The 21586-nt window shown below is 69.4% G+C and carries 22 protein-coding genes; 11 read left to right on the forward strand and 11 right to left on the reverse strand.

Going from position 1 to position 21586, the window contains the following annotated elements; all coding sequences use genetic code 11:
• Window positions 1-239: 239 nt before the first annotated feature.
• Complete coding sequence (locus tag BG418_RS02745; RefSeq protein ID WP_188272006.1) at window positions 240-1013, forward strand: trypsin-like serine protease; 774 nt, start codon at window positions 240-242, stop codon at window positions 1011-1013.
• A gap of 44 nt (window positions 1014-1057) precedes the next feature.
• Here BG418_RS02745 and BG418_RS39455 read toward each other — a convergent pair whose 3' ends face one another.
• Window positions 1058-1564, reverse strand: coding sequence for a mycothiol transferase (locus BG418_RS39455; protein WP_317453498.1), 507 nt, complete (start codon window positions 1562-1564; stop codon window positions 1058-1060).
• Window positions 1565-1757: 193 nt separating this feature from the next.
• Here BG418_RS39455 and dacB point away from each other — a divergent pair, with 193 nt between their 5' ends.
• From dacB to BG418_RS02770, 4 genes are all read left to right on the forward strand, one after another.
• On the forward strand, window positions 1758-3344 hold the full coding sequence (gene dacB, locus BG418_RS02755) for a D-alanyl-D-alanine carboxypeptidase/D-alanyl-D-alanine-endopeptidase (RefSeq protein ID WP_188272008.1): 1587 nt from the start codon (window positions 1758-1760) through the stop codon (window positions 3342-3344).
• 190 nt (window positions 3345-3534) lie between these two features.
• Window positions 3535-5232, forward strand: a complete 1698-nt coding sequence (locus tag BG418_RS02760; protein WP_317453474.1) for an AMP-binding protein — start codon at window positions 3535-3537, stop codon at window positions 5230-5232.
• Window positions 5213-5686 carry a thioesterase family protein gene (locus tag BG418_RS02765; RefSeq protein ID WP_188272009.1) on the forward strand — a complete coding sequence of 158 codons (474 nt, stop codon included), beginning with the start codon at window positions 5213-5215 and terminating at the stop codon, window positions 5684-5686. Before BG418_RS02760 ends, BG418_RS02765 begins: the two co-directional genes overlap by 20 nt.
• On the forward strand, window positions 5683-7254 hold the full coding sequence (locus BG418_RS02770; RefSeq protein ID WP_188272010.1) for a class I adenylate-forming enzyme family protein: 1572 nt from the start codon (window positions 5683-5685) through the stop codon (window positions 7252-7254). Before BG418_RS02765 ends, BG418_RS02770 begins: the two co-directional genes overlap by 4 nt.
• A 29-nt stretch (window positions 7255-7283) precedes the next feature.
• On the opposite strand, the gene BG418_RS02775 is transcribed toward BG418_RS02770, so the two are convergent.
• Window positions 7284-8234 carry a TIGR01777 family oxidoreductase gene (locus BG418_RS02775; protein ID WP_188272011.1) on the reverse strand — a complete coding sequence of 317 codons (951 nt, stop codon included), beginning with the start codon at window positions 8232-8234 and terminating at the stop codon, window positions 7284-7286.
• Window positions 8235-8597: 363 nt separating this feature from the next.
• Between BG418_RS02775 and BG418_RS02780 the strand changes: the two genes are divergently transcribed.
• Window positions 8598-9182: a TetR/AcrR family transcriptional regulator gene (locus BG418_RS02780; RefSeq protein WP_188272012.1), complete on the forward strand. Its 585-nt coding sequence runs from the start codon at window positions 8598-8600 to the stop codon at window positions 9180-9182.
• Window positions 9183-9239: 57 nt separating this feature from the next.
• Here the strand turns inward: BG418_RS02780 and BG418_RS02785 are convergent, their stop codons facing one another.
• Window positions 9240-10007, reverse strand: coding sequence for an alpha/beta fold hydrolase (locus BG418_RS02785; RefSeq protein WP_188272013.1), 768 nt, complete (start codon window positions 10005-10007; stop codon window positions 9240-9242).
• Between the two features lie 109 nt (window positions 10008-10116).
• Between BG418_RS02785 and BG418_RS02790 the strand changes: the two genes are divergently transcribed.
• Complete coding sequence (locus tag BG418_RS02790; protein WP_188272014.1) at window positions 10117-11442, forward strand: PLP-dependent aminotransferase family protein; 1326 nt, start codon at window positions 10117-10119, stop codon at window positions 11440-11442.
• 16 nt (window positions 11443-11458) lie between these two features.
• Here the strand turns inward: BG418_RS02790 and BG418_RS02795 are convergent, their stop codons facing one another.
• Window positions 11459-12274: a uracil-DNA glycosylase family protein gene (locus tag BG418_RS02795; protein WP_188272015.1), complete on the reverse strand. Its 816-nt coding sequence runs from the start codon at window positions 12272-12274 to the stop codon at window positions 11459-11461.
• A gap of 179 nt (window positions 12275-12453) precedes the next feature.
• On the opposite strand from BG418_RS02795, the gene BG418_RS02800 reads away from it, so the two are divergent.
• Window positions 12454-14106 carry an amidohydrolase family protein gene (locus BG418_RS02800; protein WP_188272016.1) on the forward strand — a complete coding sequence of 551 codons (1653 nt, stop codon included), beginning with the start codon at window positions 12454-12456 and terminating at the stop codon, window positions 14104-14106.
• 16 nt (window positions 14107-14122) lie between these two features.
• Here the strand turns inward: BG418_RS02800 and BG418_RS02805 are convergent, their stop codons facing one another.
• Window positions 14123-14911, reverse strand: a complete 789-nt coding sequence (locus tag BG418_RS02805; RefSeq protein ID WP_188272017.1) for an amidohydrolase family protein — start codon at window positions 14909-14911, stop codon at window positions 14123-14125.
• Between the two features lie 98 nt (window positions 14912-15009).
• On the opposite strand from BG418_RS02805, the gene BG418_RS02810 reads away from it, so the two are divergent.
• Both BG418_RS02810 and BG418_RS02815 read left to right on the forward strand, forming a co-directional pair.
• Window positions 15010-15393 (forward strand): MerR family transcriptional regulator, encoded by a 384-nt coding sequence (locus BG418_RS02810; RefSeq protein WP_188272018.1) that lies wholly within the window; start codon window positions 15010-15012, stop codon window positions 15391-15393.
• Between the two features lie 185 nt (window positions 15394-15578).
• Window positions 15579-16301 carry a GNAT family N-acetyltransferase gene (locus BG418_RS02815; RefSeq protein WP_188272019.1) on the forward strand — a complete coding sequence of 241 codons (723 nt, stop codon included), beginning with the start codon at window positions 15579-15581 and terminating at the stop codon, window positions 16299-16301.
• Between the two features lie 93 nt (window positions 16302-16394).
• On the opposite strand, the gene BG418_RS02820 is transcribed toward BG418_RS02815, so the two are convergent.
• The 6 genes from BG418_RS02820 to BG418_RS02845 form a co-directional block, all read right to left on the reverse strand.
• Complete coding sequence (locus BG418_RS02820; protein ID WP_188272020.1) at window positions 16395-17426, reverse strand: sphingomyelin phosphodiesterase; 1032 nt, start codon at window positions 17424-17426, stop codon at window positions 16395-16397.
• A 153-nt stretch (window positions 17427-17579) separates the two neighbouring features.
• On the reverse strand, window positions 17580-18074 hold the full coding sequence (locus tag BG418_RS02825; protein WP_188272021.1) for a GNAT family N-acetyltransferase: 495 nt from the start codon (window positions 18072-18074) through the stop codon (window positions 17580-17582).
• A gap of 43 nt (window positions 18075-18117) precedes the next feature.
• Entirely contained in the window at window positions 18118-18318 is a 201-nt protein-coding gene (locus BG418_RS02830) for a hypothetical protein (RefSeq protein ID WP_223184223.1), read from the reverse strand.
• Window positions 18319-18474: 156 nt separating this feature from the next.
• Window positions 18475-19386 (reverse strand): undecaprenyl-diphosphate phosphatase, encoded by a 912-nt coding sequence (locus BG418_RS02835; RefSeq protein ID WP_188272023.1) that lies wholly within the window; start codon window positions 19384-19386, stop codon window positions 18475-18477.
• 197 nt (window positions 19387-19583) lie between these two features.
• The gene (locus BG418_RS02840; RefSeq protein ID WP_317453475.1) at window positions 19584-20447 is read right to left on the reverse strand and encodes a lytic polysaccharide monooxygenase; all 864 of its coding nucleotides are present in this window, start codon (window positions 20445-20447) and stop codon (window positions 19584-19586) included.
• Between the two features lie 233 nt (window positions 20448-20680).
• A complete protein-coding gene (locus tag BG418_RS02845) occupies window positions 20681-21073 on the reverse strand; it encodes an ASCH domain-containing protein (protein WP_188272024.1) in 393 nt (130 codons plus the stop codon).
• A gap of 61 nt (window positions 21074-21134) precedes the next feature.
• On the opposite strand from BG418_RS02845, the gene BG418_RS02850 reads away from it, so the two are divergent.
• Complete coding sequence (locus tag BG418_RS02850) at window positions 21135-21569, forward strand: cytidine deaminase (RefSeq protein WP_188272025.1); 435 nt, start codon at window positions 21135-21137, stop codon at window positions 21567-21569.
• Window positions 21570-21586 lie beyond the last annotated feature (17 nt).

Genomic DNA, 21586 nt, shown 5'->3' on the forward strand with positions numbered 1-21586 from the left:
GATACGGACGGGCGAGTGCGGTAGGGCGTGACACTTCTCGCGCAACTGATGGTGTGACGTGGGTCTCCTGGGGATGTTCGTCCCGTTCCACCGTTCCAGGTGTATCTATTTCCGCAGGTCAAACGGGGTGGAACGTCCCGGCGTCCCAAATGGGCGGGACAGTGTGGCGGTTGGGGCGGGTGACGGGTGAGGGTGTTGCCCAGACCCACCCCGACACCCACAAGCACCGGAGATCCCACATGCCCAACCCCGGCCGCCGCCTCACCGCCAGCCTCCTCGCCGTCGCCGGTCTGATGACCGTCACGGGCGTCGTCGCCACCCCGGCCGCCGCCATACGTGGTGGTTCGACGACCACGACCGAGGCCGCGCCGTTCGCCGTGATGATCAGGAACCCGGACGGGGTGGAGGGCAAGGACAGTGCCTGGTGCGGTGGCACCCTCGTCGCCCCGGACAAGGTGCTCACGGCCGGGCACTGCGTGAAGAACGCTCCGCGCCCGCTGGCGATGACCGTGGTCGGCGGGCGTACCGACCGGCTGTCGACGGCCGGTCAGGTGCGGCGCGTCACTGCCGTGAAGATGGACCCGAAGTACACCACCGACCTCGTGCACGACGCGGCCGTCCTCACCCTGGACAAGCCGCTCCCGTACAAGCCGCTACGGGTCGCCACGACGAAGGACGCCGCGTTGTACACCAACGGGCGCACCGCCACCGTCTACGGCTGGGGCCACACCGACGGCAACACCCAGGGCCGGTTCCTCAAGAAGGCCGCGCTCACGCTCTCCCCGCTCGCCGCCTGCGACCCGTTCTCCAACACCACCGACACCAGCCTGAAGGTCTGCGGCACCTCAGCGAAGCACGACAGCATCTGCTCGGCCGACTCCGGCGGACCGCTCGTCGAGAGCGGTGTCCTGATCGGGATCGTCTCGACGGGCAACAAGGTCTGCGGCGACGAGTACCCCGTCTCCGTCTTCACCAAGGTGAGCACGGTCGCCCCGGGGCTGGGCCTGAAGTAACCCGGTATGCGGGCGGGTCCTGAACAACGGACCCGCCTGCCAGGTCATCGACGGGAGAGCACACCCCGTACGAACGCCGCCTGCCCGACGTGCTGCAAACCGTCCCCGATGACGCTGATCAAGCGGACGGCCAACGTCACCGGCGGGTTCCACGACGTGTCGACCACGCGGGCGAGCGCGTCGCCGTCGAGGTCCGAGACGTACGCGAGCGTCTGCGCGTGGACGGCGCCGTGATAGCCGCCCAGCCCATCGGCGGTGGCGACCACCGAGGCGACCTCGGCCGGCGTGTGCCCGTAGCCCGTGTCCGACACGGGCAGCGGCAGACCGAACCGCTTCGCCCAGCCCTGGCTGTCCCAGACCTGTTCGAGACCGGCCGCGTCGGCGATGTGGTCGTCCTGGATCCTGGTCAGATGCCAGATCAGCCAGGCGATGGAGTTGGCCGAGTCGTCGACGCGGAACGCCAACTCCTCGGCGCTCAGGCCCTCGACGGTCTCCAGCACCGTTTCATGGATTCTGCCGAAGGCGTCGACGAGAAGAGCGGAGCCGGTCACAGCGGTCACAGTCGCCTCCTGTACGAGCGTATGGGCGTACGTGGGGGTACGAACGTACGCAGGGACACGAGCGGTTCGCCCGGCGTGGTCAGCAACGTATCGCAGGAACCTGCTCTGCCGATCGGGCGACACGGCGCCCTGTCGTTGGCGCCAACGGGTGATCGGATCTTCCCGCGTTGGCACGATGCCGCCCATGACGACATCAGGACTGGTCCGGCGGCTCGCCGCCGCAGGGTGCTCGCTCCTGCTCGGGGTGGTGGTCGCGGGCAGCGCGGGCGCCACGGCGGGCGGCGACGATCCGGACCCGGAGATCGCTGCGATCATGCACAAACCGGACTATCGCCATGCACAGTGGGGTGTGTTCGAGCAGGACCCGAAGACGGGCGACGTCAGCCACTCCCACCTCGCCGACCGGTTCTTCCTGCCCGGATCGACGGCGAAGCTCTTCTCGGTCTCGGGGACCTGGAAGACCCTGGGCGGCCAGCACCGTTTCGTCACCCCGGTCCGGGCTGTGGGCGCGCGCCGGGGCGCCACGCTCACCGGCGACCTGGACCTCGTCGCCCAGGGCGACCTCACGATGGGCGGTCGCACCCGGCCCGACGGCACCGTCGCGTACACGGACATCGACCACACCTACGCCAACAGCGTCCCCGGCGCCACCCTCACCCCGGAGAACCCACTGGCCGGCCTCGACCACATCGCCCGGCAGGTGCGGCGCTCCGGGATCACGAAGGTCAACGGTGATGTGGTCGTCGACGAACGGCTGTTCCGGCCCGACCCCGAGCTCGATCCCGTCCCCGAGCCGCTGATCATCAACGACAACCTCATCGACCTGCTCACCATCCCGGGCACCCGGCCCGGCGTCCCCGCCAAGCTCAGCTGGCGCCCGCACGTGGCCCCGTACCGGGTCACGTCCACCGTGCGCACCGTCGCTCGCGGCAAGCCCGCCGACATCACCGTCACCGTGTCACCGGACGGCACCCGCATCCGGCTGTCGGGTACCATCGCCGCCGGTTCGGCGCCCGTACTGCGCGTCTCCGATGTCAGGGACCCGGCGGCGTTCGGCCGCACCGCGCTCATCGAAGCCCTCGGCCGGGCAGGCGTCCATGTCACGGCCAAGCCCACCGGGCCCAACCCGGCGGCCGAACTGCCGCGCACCTACCGTGGTGCGCCGAGCGTGGCGTCGTACGTATCGCCGCCGTACGCCCAGTACGCCAAGCTGATCCTCAAGGTCAGCCACAACCTCGGCTCCAACCTCGGGATCTGCCTGATGGCGGTCACCACCGGCAGCCACGACTGCCAGGCCGGATTCCCGGTGCTGCGCGCCTTCCTCAAGCGGGCCGGGGTCGACCCCGACGGCGTCCAACTGGCCGACGGCCGGGGCGGAAACTTCGTCGACCGGGCCACCCCGATCGCCGAGGCGCAGATGCTGAAGTACTGGCTGCGCACCCCCGACGCGACGCGCTTCCGGCTGGCCCTGCCGATCCTCGGGGTGGACGGCTCACTGTCCGGCAACTGCCGCGCCTGCCCCGCCCGGGGGAAGGTGTTCGCCAAGGTCGGCACCGTCGTGGGACTCGACGCGGTCAACAACCGGCTGGCCGTGGGCGCCCAGACCATCGCGGGCTATCTCCGGCGCGGTGACGGCCGGTACGACGTGTTCTACGTCGGCGTCAACGGCGCCTCGACCCCGACCGCCGACATCAACGGTCTGTTCGAGATCATCGCCGACCTCTCCGACATCGCGGCCCACCTCCAGCAGGACGCCGAGCATCGGTCGTGAGCACCACGCACCTGCCCGAATCAAGCGGAGGGGTGACTATCAATTCCAACACGCCATTCCACTCATGGAGTTGCGGCAAACGGGACGTGAAAGTCTGCACGATCAGACAACCACCGTGCACGGATCGTCAAGGAATTTCGCGGTGGTTTCATCGTTGAATGAGTCGACCGCTGACCAGAAGGGCAGACAGGTGGACGCTTCCTCGGGGCCGCAGTACCGCTCGGCCCATGTCGACACCTTCGTACAGGATCGATTACCGCACGTTTCCCGCCAACCCGACCTCCTGCTCGACCTCTCTTCCCTGCGCTATCCGCCCCGACTGAACTGTGCGCGGGAACTGCTCGACGGCGGCTCCGACGACCCGGACCGCGCCGGGCGGCCTGCCGTGCTGTCGCCGCACGGGGTGCGGTGGACGTACGCGGAGCTGACCGCCGTCGTCGCCCGTATCGCCCAGGTGCTCACGCAGGACATGGGCCTCGTCCCCGGCAACCGCGTACTGCTCCGAGACACCAACACCCCGATGCTCGCGGCCATTTGGCTCGCGGTGGTGCAGGCCGGCGGGGTCGTCGTGGCGACGATGCCTTTGCTGCGGGCCAAGGAGCTCGCGTACGTGATCGACAAGGCGCGGATCACCCATGCCCTGTGCGAGACCGGCCTCCGCGAGGAGTTGGAGGCGGCGGGTGACGGCGTACTCACCCTCATGGATTTCGACGGTCTTGAGCACGCGATGGCCACGAAAGCGGAAGAATTCACGGCAGTGGACACCGCCGCCGAGGATCCCTGTCTGGTCGCCTTCACTTCCGGCACCACGGGGATGCCGAAGGCGACCGTCCATTCCCACCGCGATGTGCTGTCGATCTGTGACTCGTTTCCCCCGCATATTCTCCGCGCCACCCGCGAGGACCGTTTCATCGGTTCTCCCTCGCTCGCCTTCACCTACGGTCTGGGCGGGCTGTTGCTGTTCCCTCTGCGCATCGGCGCCTCAACGGTGCTTCTCGACCGTGCCGGTCCGCGTCAACTCGCCCGCGCAATCGAGGAATTCGGGGCAACGATCTGTTTCAGCGGCCCGACGGCGTACCGCGCGATGTGCCTGGACACCCAGGACCATGATCTGTCCTCGCTGCGCGAATGCGTGTCGGCCGGTGAAGCGCTGCCGTTCGTGACCCGCAAGATGTGGAAGCGCCACACCGACCTGGACCTCATCGACGGCCTCGGCTCCACGGAGATGCTGCACATCTTCATCGCCATGCGCGGCGAGGAGGCGTGGACCCGACCGGGCGCGATCGGCCGGCCCGTCCCCGGATACATCACCGCCGTCCTCGACGCCGACGGCAATCCGCTTCCCTATGGCGAAGTCGGCGCGCTCGCCGTGAAGGGGCCCACGGGCTGTCGTTATCTCGATGACGAACGCCAGCTGGAATACGTACGCAACGGCTGGAATCTCACCGGCGACGCCTGCTGGGCGGACAACGAGGGCTATCTCTACTACCACTCCCGTATGGACGACATGATCGTGTCGGCCGGGTACAACATCTCGCCCGTCGAAGTCGAATCCACCCTGATGACCCATCCGGCGGTCCGGGAGTGTGCCGTCGTCGCCGCCCCCGACGACGGGCGCGGAGCGGTGGTACAGGCGCATGTCGTACTCACCGAAGGACATCTGCCAACCGCCGAACTCGTCGCAGAACTCCAGAAGTTCACGAAGACGGAGATGGCGCCGTACAAGTATCCGCGACTCATCGCGTTCTGCGAGGAACTGCCGAGGGCGGACACCGGAAAGGTCCAGCGCTATCGCCTGCGCGGAGCCGGCCACAACAGTTCGGGGACCGTCGTCATGACAGCGACGCCCGAGCCGGAAGGAGCGATCGGTGGCCCTGCCCCCGAATGAATCAGCTGAAATAGGCGAATCCGGTGAGCCCCAGCACGAGAACCCCGGCTTCACGCGCCGGAAAACCGTCTGGTTCCACCACTGCGACCCGGCGGGGATCGTGTTCTACCCGCAGTATCTGCTCCTCATCAACGAGGTGTTGCAGGAGTGGTTCGAGACGGGTCTGAACGTCGGTTACGCGGGGCTGTTCGCCGAGCGCCGGATCGGCATTCCCACCGTCCGCCTCGAATGCGACTTCCTTGGCCCGAGCCGTCTCGGCGACACGCTGGACATCACGCTCAGGGTCGCGCGGCTCGGCAAGTCGTCGTTCGAGCTGCGCTATGAATGCGTCGGCGGCGGGCAGCGGGACGTCCGCGCACAATTCCGCGCGGTGCTGGTGACGACATCGCTCGACGGGCACGGCCCGATTCCCCTTCCGCAGGACATCCGGACCGCGATGGAGCGCTACTTATGACGAACGACCGCATACCCTCCGACCTGATCCAGGCCGACGGGCTGGGCGCGGGCAACTTCTTCCGGCTGGCCGCGGCGGCGGTGAGCGAGTCCGACGAGAGCGTGATCGAGCTCGATCAGCCCTATCGGGCGCCGTCGGGGGAGAGATACGAGAGCATTACGCTGACCGAGCTGGACGAGCTCACCGACCGGGTGGCGGCCGGGTACTACGCCGACGGCATCCATGCCAAGGACCCGGTGGCGGTCTTCGTCGAGGAGAGCGTGCGCTATCTCGTCCACTACATCGCGCTCACCAAACTGGGTGCGATCCCCGTGTTCGTGAACAGTTCGCTGCCGTCGGAGATCGCGGCACGGTTCATCGAGCATGTGGGTGCGGCGGCTGTCGTCTCCGACCCGGGTCGGTTGGCGGAGGACCGGCTGCCGATCACGTATTACTCCGAAGAGCCTTATGATCAGGGCGACTTCAAGCTCTTCACCCACGAGGACGGCGATCCCGTACTGATCGCCCACACCTCCGGGACCACGGGCATCCCCAAGGCGGTGCAGTTCAACCACAAGGGGTTCTTCTTCGGGATCCAGCAGCAGATCAACGCCGACCTGGGCACACGCATCCTGTCCGCCCTGCCGCAGAGCCACGCGTCCGCCGTCTCGGTGCTCATGTCGGCGGTCGCGCGGGGCGCCACCGTGCTGCTCGCCACCCGGCGCGAGCCCGAGCGCATCGCGCAGGCCGTCCAGGAGTTCCGGCCGCAGCTCGTCGCCGGTTTCCCGAAGACCTTTGTCGATCTGTGCCGCGTCGACCTCGATGCCTACGACCTGTCGTCGGTCGCCCGCTGGATGTCGACCGGCGACGCCAACCACGAGCGGCACATACGCAAGCTGGTGGCGCGGGGCAACCATGTGGACCGGGACGGAAACCGTCGACCGGGCTCGCTGTTCATCGACAACTTCGGGTCCTCCGAGTTCGGCTTCGCGATGTTCCGTACGGTCCACACACCGACGAGCGACCGGTACCAGCGGTGCATCGGGCGCCCGTTCGCCTGGGTGGAGGCCGAGATCTTCGACGCGGACGACGAGCCGGTTCCCATCGGCACGGTGGGCCGCCTCGCCCTCAAATCCCCTACGATCACCGGGGGTTACTGGAACAACAGCCTGCTCAGCGAGAAGAACCGGGTCCGCGGCCACTGGCTCACCGGCGACCTCGCCTACCGCGACGAGAACGGCCTCTACTACCACGTCGACCGGACCACGGACCGTATCGTCACAGCCCACGGCACCCTCTACAGCGCACAGGCCGAGGAGCTGATCCTGCGTCACTTCCCCGAGCTGGTCGAATGCTCGATCGTCGGTACGGAGGGCACCAGCGACGACTTCCAGACACCGGTGTTGACCATCGAGTCACCGCTGTCGGAGACGGAACTGGCGGCGCTGCACGAGAGTGTCAACGCCCTGCTCGCCGAGCACGAACTACCGCTCGTGGAGCGGGTGTTGGTGACGGGCGCCGATGAACACGTGGGGGTCACCGGCAAGGCCCTGAAGCGGTCGATGCGGGTCGCGTTCGCGGAGCGCTAGGGCATCAGGGGCCCGGGGCCGCCATCCGCTCAGCGGCGTCGTGCGGCGCGTGTGCGTCGCACGAGGTCGTCGGCGGCCTCGGGCCACTGGCCGTACGTGAAGGTGAAGCCCGCGTCGGTGAGGCGGCCCGGGGTGACGCGGCGGCTCTTGAGCAGCAGCTCGGTGTCCGAGCGCATCGCCCAGGCGCCGAGCCCGGCCATCCAGCGGGTCGCGGGCAGACCGACGGGGACACCCCAGGCGGTGCGCAGCCCGCGCATGAACGCGCGGTGGGGCAGGGGAGTGGGCGCCGCGAGGTTCACCGGCCCGCTGATGTCCTCCCGCTCGGCGAGGAAGTCGAGCGCCCGGACGAAGTCCTGGTCATGGATCCATGACACGTACTGGGCGCCACCCGCGACCGGGCCGCCGAGTCCGATCCGGGTGAGCCACGACAGGACGTCGAAGACACCGCCGCGATCCGGGCTCATCACCATCGCCGACCGCAGGGCGACCTTGCGTGTGCGGGGTGTGTCGGCGCGCTCCTGTTCCCGCTCCCAGTTCTTGGCGATCTCGACGCTGTACGCCCAGTAGTCGGGGACGCCGGGTTCGGCGCCGCCGATCGTTCCGGTCGCCTCGTTGTTGGGGGCGTCGAAGCGGTGGGTGTAGATCGTGGCCGTACTCATCTGGAGCCACAGCCGGGGTGGCCGGGCGGCGGCCGCGATCGCCTGCCCCACGACACGGGCGGACTCGACGCGCGAGTCCATCATCGCCCGCAGGTTCTCCGGGGTGTAGCGGCAGCTGACACTGCGCCCGGCCAGGTTGACGACGATGTCGCAGCCGTCGATCTCCTCGGTCCAGGGTCCGAGGCTGCGGCCGTCCCAGAGGACTTCCCGCTCGTGCTGCGGCCGCCGGGTGAGGACGACCACCTCGTGCCCGGCTGCGGTCAGGGCACGATTGAGGACGTTGCCCACCTGCCCGGTCCCACCGGGGATCACTACCTTCATCGCACGTTCCCCTTGCCCCTCGGTGTGCGAGGTCTGTCCCTCGTACGGGAGTGACACTAGCGGGAGGAGTTGAACGCGTTCAAACGGGGGTCAGGTGAGGGTGTCGGCGGTTCGGCTCGCGGTCACTGCCACCGTCGTGTACTGCATCGTAAAGCTGCCGCCCATCGTGTCGATGGCCTTCCCCACGCCCTCCAGAACCGCCGCGACCTTGTCCGGTGGGAGCTGAGTGAGGGTGCCGTGTGTGGGCAGCTGGTCCAGCCAGGCATCCCGGGTGAAGGAGTGCTCCCAGTCGTATCGCCACTGCTCCGGGGCGCCGAACGCGCCCGCGTCCCGGATTCCGTCGGCGGGCTTGGTGGATGTGCGGTGCCGACAGGAGTGGCCTTGCGCGATGCGCGCGAGCAGCTGTTCGACGCGGCCGAGCGTGTACTGCTGCGGGACGGGGCGAACGCCCTGACCAGCCGGGCGGTCACCACGGAGGCGGGCTGTGCCAAGGGCGTCCTGCACCGGCACTTCGCCGACTTCGACGACTTCCTCGCCGAACTCGTCCGGGACCGTATCGCCCGCTTCGACGACCGAGGCGCCACTCTGCGCGCTCGTGCGGGAAGCGGCGCCGTCGCCGACAACCTCGCCGACGCGCTCACGGCCCTGTTCGAGTCGGTCGCGGTGGCGATCGTCGGGCTCGTCATCTCGCGGGACGAGCTGCGCGCCCGGCTGCGGACGACCACCCCGGTCGGCATCCCGCTCCTGACGGAGGCGTCGGCCGCGATCGCCTCCTACCTCGCCCGCGAGCGCGAACTGGGCCGTATCGCGGCGGACGCCGACGTCGACGCCCTCGCTCCCACACTCATCGGAGCCGTGCACCGGCTCGTCGTCGGCGGGGAAAGCACCCCGCCGGAACACGAAGGCGTCCGCAGGGTCGTGGCGACGGTCATTGCCGGTGCGGTGTGAGAAGTCGGCATCGCGGTGGGTTGGTCGAAGAGGCGCCGGACCTACGCCTCGTGACGTCTACTGCTCCAGCAGTCCCCACACCGCCGCGTTGAAGAGCTCGGGCTGTTCCAGGTTGGGCATATGGGCCGATGACGGGATGAGGGCCAACGTGGAGTCGGGGATCGCCGCGTGCATCGCCTCGGCGTCGGACACCGGGGTGAACTCGTCGTCCTCGCCCACCACGACCAGCGTCGGCACGGTGATACGGGTCAACAGGTCGCGGTAGTCCGGGCGTTCGGCCCGACCGCGCAGGGCGGCTGCCGCGCCCTCGGGGGCGGTGGACGTCATCATGCGGTGTACGTGGGTGCGTACAGCGGGATCCGCGTACGGGGCGACCATCTTGTCCAGGACCTCGTCCGCATACCCCTGCATACCCTCGCGCAGCAGCCGGTCGGCCATCGCGTTGCGGGCCGCCTTGCCCTCCGGGGTCTCGGCGGCCGGGAACGTGTCGGCCAGCAGCAGGCGGGTGATGCGCTCGGGGAAGCGGCGGTAGCACTCCATGACGATCTGGCCGCCCATCGACAGACCGCCGAGGGTGAACCGCTCGATGCCGAGCGAGTCGGCGAGGGCGAGGATGTCGTCGGCGAATGCGCCGAGGAGGGTGATGCCCGCAGGTCCCGGCAGGACCGGTGCGGCGCCGTATCCGCGCAGGTCGGGGACGATCACCCGATGGGTGGCGGCGAACTCGCGCACCTGCGGGTCCCACATGCTGCGGTCGAAGGGGTGGCCGTGGACGAGGATCAGCGCCTCGCCCCGGCCCTGGTCGGTGTACGCGGTAGCGGTCATGATCACGAGGCTAGGCAGTTCAACCCATCGGTGCAATAAGATCTTTGCTCTCGGTGCAATGTGGCTGACTGGATGCGGGTGTCTCGATGAGAGTGAGGGGTGGCGGGCGATGGACTTCCGGTTGGTGGCCGACGAGGTCGCGCGGGAGATCGAGCGCGGGGCGCTGAAACCCGGCGACCAGCTGCCCACCCAGCGCGCCTTCGCGCGGCAGCGCCGCATCGCGGCCTCCACCGCGATCCGCGTCTACGGCGAGCTGGTGCGGCGCGGCCTGGTGGTCGGCGAGGTGGGGCGCGGCACCTTTGTACGGGCCGCTCCGGTCCACCCGGATGCGACGATGGCAGAGGACAGCGGCCGTACCCCGGTCAACCTGGAGCTCAACTACCCTGTGGTAGAAGGGCAGTCGGAGCTGATGGGGCGCTCGCTCACCGGTCTTCTTCGGGCCGATGCGCTGGACCTGGCGATCTTGCCCGCGGCCCCCGATGGGTCCGTCGAGGCGCGGTCCGCCGCCGCCCGGTTGCTCGCCCGCCGCGACTGGGAGCCCGATGCGGACCGCGTCCTGTTCGCGGGCAACAGCCGCCAGGCCGTCGCGGCCGCGCTGTCCTCGCTGGTGCGCCCAGGCAGCCGTCTCGCCGTCGAGGAGCTGACGTACGCGATGGTCAAGGGCATCGCCCAACGCCTTGGCATCGAACTCGTCGCCGTACGCATGGACGAGCAGGGTATGTGCCCGGACGCGCTCGCCGCCGCCCACCGCCGCACCCCGCTCAGCGCCGTCTACGTACAACCGACCCTGCACAACCCACTGTCGCTCACCATGGCGGAGCAGCGCAGGCAGCAACTCGCCGATGTTGTAAGCGACTTGGACTTGTCCGTCGTGGAGGACGCCACCTGGTCGTTCCTCGTCGAGGACGCCCCGCCGCCGTTCGCCGCGTACGCACCCGAGCGTACGATCCTCGTCGACAGCCTCTCCAAGCGGCTCGCCCCCGGGCTGACCACCGGCTTCCTCGTCGCTCCCGCCGCACACGCCGACGCACTCGCGGCGGCCCTGCGGTTCGGGGCGTGGACGGCGGGGCGCTTCAACCTGGAGGCCATGGTGCGCTGGGCCGGGGACGGGACGGTGGCGCGGATCGCGGCGGCCAAACGTTTGGACGTGGCCGACCGGCAGACGTTGGTGCGTGAGCACTTGGCCGGGTTCGAGGTGCGCACCCACCCCGGCAGTTACTTCTGCTGGTGGCAACTCCCGTCCCCCTGGCGGGCGGAGACCTTCACGGCTCGGGCGGCCCGGGAGCTGGGCATCGCGGTGACGCCCGGCTCCGCCTTCGCTACGGGTGCGCGCACGGCACCGGACGCGGTGAGAGTCGCGCTGGCGTCCCCACCGCGCCCGGTGCTGGCCGATGCCCTGCGACGACTGGCCGAACTCGCCGCTAAGGACGGGTAGTTGGGCAGCTGGACTGTCAGGTGAACGGCCGTTGGTCCGCCGGGATCTGGACGGTGATGGTGGCGCGCTTCTCGGCCGGGGTGGCGCCCTGGCGGCTGGCCCAGGCTTCGTCGGAGCGCATCCAGGCGGGGAGTCCGGCCGGGAGGTCGGCCTCGGGGATGGTGGCGAGGTCGGCCGGGGTGAGGGTCGTGCCGTACGGAGTGAGCGGCCGGGCGGTGTCGGGGGTGATGGTGCCGTCCAGGGCGGTGAGTGCGGCGTTCCAGTTGGCGAGCAGTTTCGCCATCGCCTGGGCGGGGTCGGTGCCGGACGAGGCGGCGCTGTCGGGGTAGGTGGGGTGCAGGACGTGCTGATAGGCGCCGGTGTACGCGGCGCCGGTGGCGGTCTTGCGCCAGGTGTGGAAGGCGTTGTCGGCGAGGCCGCCCAGGGCGATGACGGCCTCGACGGGGTTGTGGGCGATCAGCGCGTCCAGCCAGCCGTGGCGGTAGGTGGCGATGTTGTCGTCGCCGGTGTGGGCGTTGCCGGCGCTCTGGCCGTACACGCTGTACAGATACGTGTTGATCATGACGTAGCTGGTGTCGATGCCCAGCTTGGCGAGGAACCCCTGGAAGCGGCGGCCCGCCGTGCCGACCAGGATCCGCCGGGTGATGGCCTCGTGCGCGGCCGGATCCTGCCCGATGACCAGGACGCGGGCTGTTCCGTCGAGCCGGCCGCGGTGGAAGATCGGGCCCCATTCGACGCGGAAGTCGGTGGCCGGGTAGATGTCCGTCCCGGGGTAGTCGCGTACGAGAGCGGCGTACGGATCTGCGGCGTAGCCGGGGTCGAAGGGGTGCATACGGGGCTCCTGCTCCTCGGGGCGGTCCGGGCGGCGGCTCGGGCAGAAGATGCTCAGCCGGTGCCGTTACGGCATGGTGTCTATTAAGCGATGTTCATCCGGTTTTATCCGTGTCATTTGATACGCGATTCGGTACGCGATGTTCATCGGCGCACTTCGGGGCGAGAAGGGACACCCGAATGCCGACTGGAACAGGTACCCCCGCCGGCACTCCCGCCGCCTTTCGGTTCGCTCTGCGGGGCCGGATCGTCACCCTCGACGCGCCCGGCACGGTCCTCGACGACGGCATCCTGTACGTCACCGGCCAGCTCATCGAGGACATACGCCCGGCCACCGCACCGCCGCCGCCCGGCTTCGACCAGGTCAAGGTGGTCGACACGGGCGGATCCGTGTATCCGGGGCTGATAGAGCTGCACAACCATCTCCCGTACGACGTACTGCCGTTGTGGCTCGTGCCGAAGAAGTACGGCAACCGTTCGCAGTGGGGCGGCAGCGGCAACCCCGCCTACCACCGACTGGTCACCGGGCCGATGTCGGCGCTGGGCGAGGATCCTCGGCTGATGCCCGCCGTGGTGCGGTATGTGGAGGCGAAAGCGCTGGTCAACGGGACGACGACCAGTCAGGGCATCGCCCTGTTCAGCAACGCCGGAGCCCGCCGGATGTACCGGGGTGTCATACGCAACGTCGAGCAGACCGACACCCCCGACCTGCCCGAGGCCGCCTCACGTATCGCCGATGTCGAGGCCACCGACGCCGTGAAGTTCCTGGCCCGGCTCCAGCAGCCGCACCGGCTGCTGCTGCACCTGGCGGAAGGCGTGGACGACGCGGCCAGGGCCCACTTCCAGGCGCTGCAGTTCCAGCCGGGCAAGTGGGCGATCACCGACAACCTGGTGGGCATCCACTGCACCGCGCTGACGGCGGCGGACTTCACCACGTTCGCCGGGCACGGCGGATCCATGGTGTGGTCGCCGCTGTCCAACCTGCTGCTGTACGGGCAGACCGCGGACATCGCCGCCGCCAAGAAGGCCGGTGTCCTGATGGGCCTGGGCTCCGACTGGTCGGTGTCCGGCAGCAAGGGCCTGCTCGGCGAACTCAAGGCGGCCCGGCTGACCTCCACCGCCGCCGGGTCCGTGTTCAGCGACCGGGAACTGGCCGCCATGGCCACCCGTGACGCGGCCCGCATCCTGCGCTGGGACCACGCGCTGGGTTCACTGCAACCCGGTATGCGCGCCGACCTCCTCGTCGTCGACGGCGCCCAGGGCGACCCGTACACCGCGCTGATCGACGCACGCGACACCGACATACGTCTCGTCACCATCGACGGCACCGCCCGCTACGGCACCCCCGCGCTGATGAAGGTGCTCGCTCCGGGAGCGTCGCTGGAGCCCGCGCCGGGCAGCGCCCAGGTGCTCAACCTGCACGACGACTCCACGGACCCCGTCGTGGCCGGTCTGACCCTCGCCGAGGCCACCGACCGCCTCACGCACGCACTGGCCGACCTGCCGACCCTGCCTGCGCACCCCGCTCCACCGCCTGTGGGCCTCGTGGAAGGCGGTGTGCAGTGGCGGCTGGCCCTGGACGAGATCCAGCCCACAGGTGCCGAGCTGCGCCCCCGCCTCCCTTTGTTGACCGAGGCCCACACGCTGAGCCCGACAGGCCCGGTCATCGACCTCGTGGCGGCCGCGCCACAGGCCCTGGAGGCGGTGGTGCTCGACGGTCTGACCGCGTCGGGCGACACCACGTTCCTCAAGACCCTGTCCGGCGAGACCAACCTGCCCACCGACTACGCCGCCCAGCTGTCCGACCTGCTGAAGAAGGCGGGGTCGGGATGAGGGGGGGCACAACGCCTCACAGGATGCCCAGGAGCTCGCCCAGTGTCCCGCCGAGCACCCGGTCGCGTATCTCGCCGGGAGAGGTGACCCGTTCGACGGTGGTGCGGGCGACCACGGGGTCGCCGTAGGGCGCGTCCGAGCCGAACAACGTGCGCGCGGGGATCTCCTGGATCGCGAGTCGCACCGCGAAGGCGATGGGCGCGGTGGACAGTTCGAGATACATGCTCGGTGTGTCCCGTACGAGTTCGATGGCGTCCATCCAGTTCATCCCGCCGAGCTGGCTGACCACGAGGGGGACCGCCGGGTATTCCGTGGCGAGCTGGGACAAGGTGCGCAGGTCCTCGGCGGTGGTGGGGGCGAAACCGTGCACGACCACCGGCAGCCCGCCGTGGTCGTGCGCCGCCCGCAGGATGGGCTCGATACGGGCCGCCTCCCCCGGGGGAGGGGTGAGCTCGCCGATACCGTGCAGCCCGCGTCCCACCACCTCTCGCTCGACCATGGCCGCGACCTCGTCCTCGGGCAGGGTGAGCGGTACGGAGCCGAACCCGATGAACCGATCCGGGTGCGCGGCCAGCGCCTCGTCCAGCTCCTGCCAGGCGGTGCGGTAGCCGTCGATGACGTTCCCGCGCCCTGCCAGGGCGTTGTCGAGGACGCTGAACTCACGGCGCAAGGAGGGCAGATCGACCGCTCGCTCGGGGTGCGGTCGGGTGCCGAAGAGCACCGTACGGTCCACCCCTGCGGCGTCCAGGTCGGCGAGGTGGCGGTCCAACGGGTCGTGGACGTGGCTGTGGGCATCGATGATCATGTGTTCCTCCGAAGCAGAGCGGGCCGCTGGAATGCGGCAGGACCTACTGTTGCTCCTTGACACGGTTGGAAGGTCAAGGGCTGAGGGGGAGACAGAGGGTGCTCATCGGGGAACTGGCCGAGCGGACCGGCGCCAGCGAGCGGCTGTTGCGCTATTACGAACGTGCGGGGTTGCTCCGGCCGGAGCGGCTGCCCAACGGGTACCGGACGTATGACGAGAGCGCCTACGACGCGGTCCTGCGCATCCGGGCCCTGCTCGCGGCGGGGTTGCCGACCCGCGTCATCCGCCAGGTGCTTCCGTGCACCGACGCCGAGGCCGCCGTGCGCCCGTGTCCCGGTGTGCTGGATGCGATGCGTGCCCAGCTGCACACGCTGGATGAGCAGTCGGCGGAGATCGACGCGGCCCGGGATGTTCTGCGGCAGACCATCGCCACGGCCGAGACCGCCCACGTGGCCCAGGTCTCGGCGACGGGCGGCGCCTGACCAGGCATGTAGGTATGTAGGTATACGGCGGGGGCGGCCGGAGACGTCCTTTCACCTGCGGATTTCCTGATCTTTACCTTTCCGTTCCCCGCCGAACCGGGCCGTTGGCGCATGCTGGGTCACCGCCATCGCACCGGGACTCCGGTGGCAGGCAGCCACTCCGATTTCCGAAGGACCGAACGCCCGTGGCCGCACCCGTCGTTCTCACCGGCCGTATGACCCGCCTTGAGCCACTCGCCATGCACCATGCCGAGGCCCTGGCCGAGGCCGCCGAGGACCGTACGACCTACGCCTTCACCCCCGTACCCCACGGCCTCGACGCGGCCCGCGGGTATGTCGACCGCGCCCTCGCCGAGCAGGCGGTGGGACGGGCACTGCCCTTCGCGGTCGTCAGTGCCGCGGACGGGCGGGTGGTGGGTTGCACCCGCTTCCTGGAGCTCGACCACTGGCAGGGCCCGATGGTCTGGCCGCCCGTACCGGGTATCCCGTACGGCGATCCGGCCACCGCCGTGCCGGACGCCGCTGAAGTCGGCAACACGTGGCTCGCCGCCCGCGCCCAGGGCACCGGCATCAACACCGAGGCGAAGCTGCTGATGCTGCGCCACGCCTTCGAGACCTGGGGAGTCCGCCGGATCTCGTTCCGCGCCGACGCCCGCAATGTGCGCTCGCGCGCCGCCATAGAGCGGCTGGGTGCCACCTGCGAGGGCGTCCGCCGGGCCCACTCGCGGGGGTTGGACGGTGTGGTCCGCAACACCGCGTTCTACTCGATCCTGGACGACGAGTGGCCCACCGCCCGCGACATCATCGAGTTGCATCTCGCGGCCGCGGTGACCGTCCCTCGACACATCGACCGGTTGGCGTCCGAGGCGTGGCCCACGGCCTCGACCGCACCGGGTGTGTCGGCGTAGCCCGGCCCCGCACATACGGCGACCAACGCCCGGGTCGGCGACGACCCGGGCGTGTACTTACACATCGTCAGCTACTGATCTGACGTTGGGCGCTCAGCCGAGCTGGAACGTCGCCTCAACCGGGTAGTGGTCGCTGGGGGAGCGGGTGTCGAGCTGCCCCGGCGTCCAGCCCGCCTGGGGGTCGAAGTCGGCGGTGACCTGGGGAAGCGCCAGCGGGACGGGGCGGCCGGGGGCGTTGAGGTAGCCGAGGTAGTCCAGGTTGTCCCGGTAGTCCTTGGGGAACGTCTCGACGTCCGCCATGTACTGGCACCAGGCCGAGACCGCGCAGTCCATGGTGGTGGGTGACGGCTGGGTCGTGGTGTTGAGCGAACCGCCCACCGCGGCCTGCGCGTTGGCGTAGTCGCCGCGCGACTGGCCGTGGGTGTACTCGACGTTGAGGTCACCGCCGATGAGGACGGGTGCGGTGGCGCCGACGATCCCGTTGGTCCAGTCGCGTATCTCGCCGAGCTGCGCGAGGCGGGTGGCCTGGGTGGTGTCGGTGGAGGTGTTGGACTGGTCGGCCTGGAGGTGGGTGCCCACCACCCAGGTCTTGGTGCCGCCCTTGTCGATCTGGGCGAGCACCGCGCCCTTGTTGGCGTTGTAGTCCCAGGTGCCGGAGGTGGAGTTGTTGAAGATGTGCGCGTACTGGGCGGTGATCGGGTACTTGGAGAGGATCATCGTGCCGCCGTTGATGACGAACCACGAGTTGGAGCAGTTGCCGCTGATCCCGGTCCACCCACCGCCGGAACAGGTCTGGCCGATCACGGGGGTGCGGTAGGGGTAGAGGTCGGCGAGCTTGGCGGAGATGTCGTCGGTCGAGGAGTGGTTGAACAACTCGTCGAGGACCACGACGTCCGCGCTGTGCTGCCGGATGATCGACTCGATCACCGGAGTGCGCTGGGCGGCCTTCTCGTTCTCCACCGAGTCGACGGCGGCCGTACCCAGGTCGACGTTCCAGGCGAACACGGACAGCGTCGAACCACCGGTCGCGGCGCGCGCGACGGGGGCCTGCACCACCGTGCCGGCAACCAGTACGGCACCTGCGGCAACGGCGGTCAGAGCGGGAAGGGTTCGGGGCACGCGCATGGGACAGCTCCAGTTGATCGGACTGTGGGGGCGGGGAACGGCGGAACTGTATCTACCGGTGAGTACGCGCGGAAGAACTCCAGTTGATCGATTTACGGCGCTGGGGTGTCCGAAGATCGGGCACCGGGCGGGGGGGATGACAAAGAGCGCGATCTAGAGGGCGAGCTTGAACCCTTCGTAGCTGCGGGCGAAGCCGAGCGAGGTGTAGAAGCGGTGGGCGTCCTCACGGCTCTTGTTGCTGGTCAGCTGGACAAGACCGCAGCCACGCGCGCGTGCCCGCGCGACCACGCACTCCATCAGGGTTCGGCCGAGCCCGCCGCCGCGCCGGTCCGCGCGGATCCGCACCGCCTCGATGAGGGCCCGCTCGGCACCACCCTTGCCGAGCCCGGGGATGTACGTTGCTTGAAGGCAGCCCACGACTGTGCCGCCGCCTCCCTGACCGTCGGCTTCTTCGACCAGGACCAGCAGTTCGTTGCGGGGGTCGGCGTCGATCGCCGCGAAGGCACGCTCGTACGCCTCCCCGACGGTGATCGTCGCCGGGTCCACCACGCGCTCCTCGTCGGCGAGGAGCGCGAGCACGACGGGCAGGTCGGCGCGGGTCGCGGGGCGAAGGGTGGGTGCGGGCGCGGGCTCAGGGGCAGCAGACATGGCCCAGACCCTAACCGTCGCTCGTAGGACTCCGGACGCCTGATCAGTCGTCGGAGGCGGCCAGACCACCGTCAGTTTGCTCGGGGCTCGGTACGAACACGCTCAGCCGATAGGTGGTCGGCTGCACCAGCCGTCCACAGAAGGTGTCCACGCGGACCATCGTCCAGTCAATGCTCTTGTCCGTCGCGCGGAGATGCTGGACGTATGCCTGCCATTCCGCCTCGTCCTGAGTCCGGTAGAGCACTTCCCACCGACCCGCTTCAGGGGCGAACCGATCGACAGCCCGCTGCCGCTCGGCCTTCTGCTGACGCTTCCTCTTCCGCTGTCCCGGCACGGGCCCAGCATCGCTGGCCGGACCCACTCGGGCAACGGCATTTCCCGCGCCCGAAGGCGCCGGGTCTCACATGCTCAGATACACAGCGCTGCCGACCCCCGCCAGCATGCAGTACACGGCGAACGGCGTCAGGCTGCGGCTTTCGAAGTACTTGGTGAGGAACTTGACCGAGATGTAGCCCGCCGCGAAGGCCGCGATCGAGCCGGCCACCAGGGGGCCGCGGACGCCCGCGTTCTCCGGCTTGAGGAGCTCGGGCAGTTTGAGTGCGGAGGCGGCCAGGATGACCGGGGTGGCCAGGAGGAAGGAGAAGCGGGCCGCGTCCTCGTGGTTGAGGCCGCGCAGGATGCCGGTGCTCATGGTGACGCCGGAGCGGCTGATACCGGGCAGCAGGGCGAGGATCTGCGCGGCGCCGATCCAGGTGCCCTGACGGTAACTCAGCTTGGAGATACGGTGGTCGGACGCGATGTCGGGGTCGACGCCGGGGGTGTGCGCGACCTGCGCGCCGGCTCGGCGCCGACCACCACCGCCCCGCTTGAGCCGTTCCGCGCCGAGCAGTACGAAGCCGTTGAGCGCGAGGAACACCGCGGACGGCACCGGCTTGCCGAGCGCGGCGCGCAGCGCGTGCTCGGCGACCAGGCCCACCACACCGACCGGAATGGTGCCCACGATCAGCAGCCACGCCAGCTTCTGCTCGCTGGTCTCGACCCGGCGCGTACGTATGGAACTGAACAGTCCGCCGACCACGCGCACCCAGTCCTTGCGGAAGAAGACCACCAGCGCCAGTGCGGTGGCCAGGTGCAGGCCCACCAGCACGGCGAGGTAGGGCGACTTGTCGGCCGTGATGTCCAGGTCCTTCTGGACGCTGCCGCCGATCAGGGCCGGGATCAGGATGCTGTGACCCAGGCTGGAGACGGGAAAGAGCTCGGTGACACCTTGCAGCAGGCCCACGCCGATGGACTCCGGGTAGGTCAGGGACATCGCACACCCTCAGCTTTGCGGTACCGGATCTGGTCGGAGGGTGCGCGCGAAGGCGCACTGAGGCGTACTGACATGACTTCAGGCCTCTCCCCGCGAGAACGTACTACATGTCTGTAGACGTCCGGCCGGGAGGCGATCGAGTTCATCTGTTGGTCATCTGGCGGCCACCCCCGGCCCACCGGAGGAGCGCTGTACGGCTACTGGTTGCGTCGGCGGCGCAGCAGCAGGAACCCGCTGGTGACGACGCCCGCGAGGGAGACCGCGGCGACGGGCTGCGCCACCGAGGAGGCCATGAAGGAGTCGGCGCTCGGCTTGCCGCCGCCGTGCCCGTGGTGGCTGACGGTGGACTTGGTCGCGTCGGCCGCGATGTGCTGCTCGGTGGGCGCGGCGGGCGCCGCCTTCGCCGCGGCGACTCTCTGTCCGTACACCACGTCCGAGCAGCTGTAGAACGCCTCGGGGCTGTCGTTGCGCTGCCAGATCTTGTAGACGACGTGCCGTCCGGTACGGGCGGGCAGCGTGCCGGTGAAGTTGTAGTAGCCGTCGGTGGCCGTCCGGCCCGTCTGGTACGTGGCGACCGGCGTCGGGTCGAGGTCGGACCACTTCAGGGGGTGCGTCGGGTCGAATCCGTCCTTGGTGATGTACAGGGTCATCGTGCCCGAATGGGGCGCCGTGACCCGGAACTTGAAGTCGAACGAGCCCGCGGCGACGTTGGTGGCGGGCCAGTCGGTACGGGCCCAGTCGAGCGCGCGGTACTTCTCCCGGTTCGCCGAGCACAACTTCCCGTCAGGGATGAGCTGTTGGTGATGACCGTCGGCATTGGCGATGTTCACCTCGTTCCAGTCGTACAGCGGCTGGGTGCCGGAGTCGGCCACCAGGTCCTTGCAGACCTGGGACTTGGGGGTCTCGGGACCTTCCGCGTAGCAGGCGGCGATCCGGCTCACCGGGTTGAACACCGCCCCGTGCGCGGACGCGGGGGAGGTGGCGACGGCGAGCAGCGCGGCGGAGGCGACGCCGAGTACGCCGAGGCAGGCGGTGGTGCGCGGTGCGGGCATGGGGGCCATGGGGGGCTCCTTCGCGTGACGGGGGACGCGCGCACGTCGTGCGGCTCGACGCGGCGCGGCGCGACTTGAAGAAGGTTGGCATTGGACTAGACCAAGACGCAAGAGGTCTGTACCAAATTGGCCTGGACCAACTTGATGAGCGTGGCGGCGAGTTGATGGACGCTAACGCCGGGCCGGGGTCGACTCGGGCGCCGCCAGACATCGGCCGCCCGCCGTCGCCCCCCGCCCGTCGCTCAGTCCGCCACCCGGAAGCTCAGGCACATGATCCGCGTGTCGGGGTCGACCTCGATCCCCTGCGCACCCCAGTACCGGGCATGTCCCTCACGCCACTCCTCGACGGACCGGAACCCCTCGCCCTCGCTGTCGGCGAACCCCCAACTCACCTCGCCGAACCGGCAGATCTCCACCCCGGTCACCACAATGTCGACCACCCGCTCACCTACGTCGTCGACCACGACCAGCCGCTCGCCGACGTGCTCGATCTCCTCGCCCTCGGTCCGGTACTCGTCGAGGAGCCCGGCCGTACCGCGCTTCTTCCCCGCCACCACGAGAGCATTGAGCTCGTCCCGGAAGCCGCCCGGCGTGCCGAGCTCCATCACCCGCAGTCCGTCGATTCGTGGCCACATGGTGTACCAGGCTAGAGCCTGTCCGGGCCAACCCCACCTCACACCGTACGAAGGCAGGAACATGACCTCGCAGACCCACCAGGTCGACGACATCCGCGACGTCGACCACGAACTCGTCCAGGCCGCAGCCGACATCGCCCGCACCCGTTGCCGGGGCGACAACCACACCATGGCGGCGGCGGGCCGCGCCCGGGACGGGCGGATCGTCACGGCGGTGAACGTCTACCACTTCACCGGTGGCCCCTGCGCCGAGCTCGTCCTGCTCGGCACGGCGGCCGCCCAGGGCGCTTACGAACTGGACACGATCGTCGCCGTGGGCGATCGCGACCGGGGGGTTGTTCCCCCGTGCGGCCGATGCCGCCAGGTGCTGCTCGACTACTTCCCGGACATCGAGGTCATCGTCGGCGCGCGCGACCGCCTGCGTACCGTCTCCATCGCCGACCTGCTGCCCGAAAGCTACGTCTGGGCCGAGCATCAGCTCGAAGACGCCGAGTAGCCCGCAATGCTGCCCGG

It is taken from the genome of Streptomyces sp. CBMA152, from assembly GCF_014596475.1.
In the GTDB taxonomy this organism is placed as follows: Bacteria; Actinomycetota; Actinomycetes; order Streptomycetales; family Streptomycetaceae; genus Streptomyces.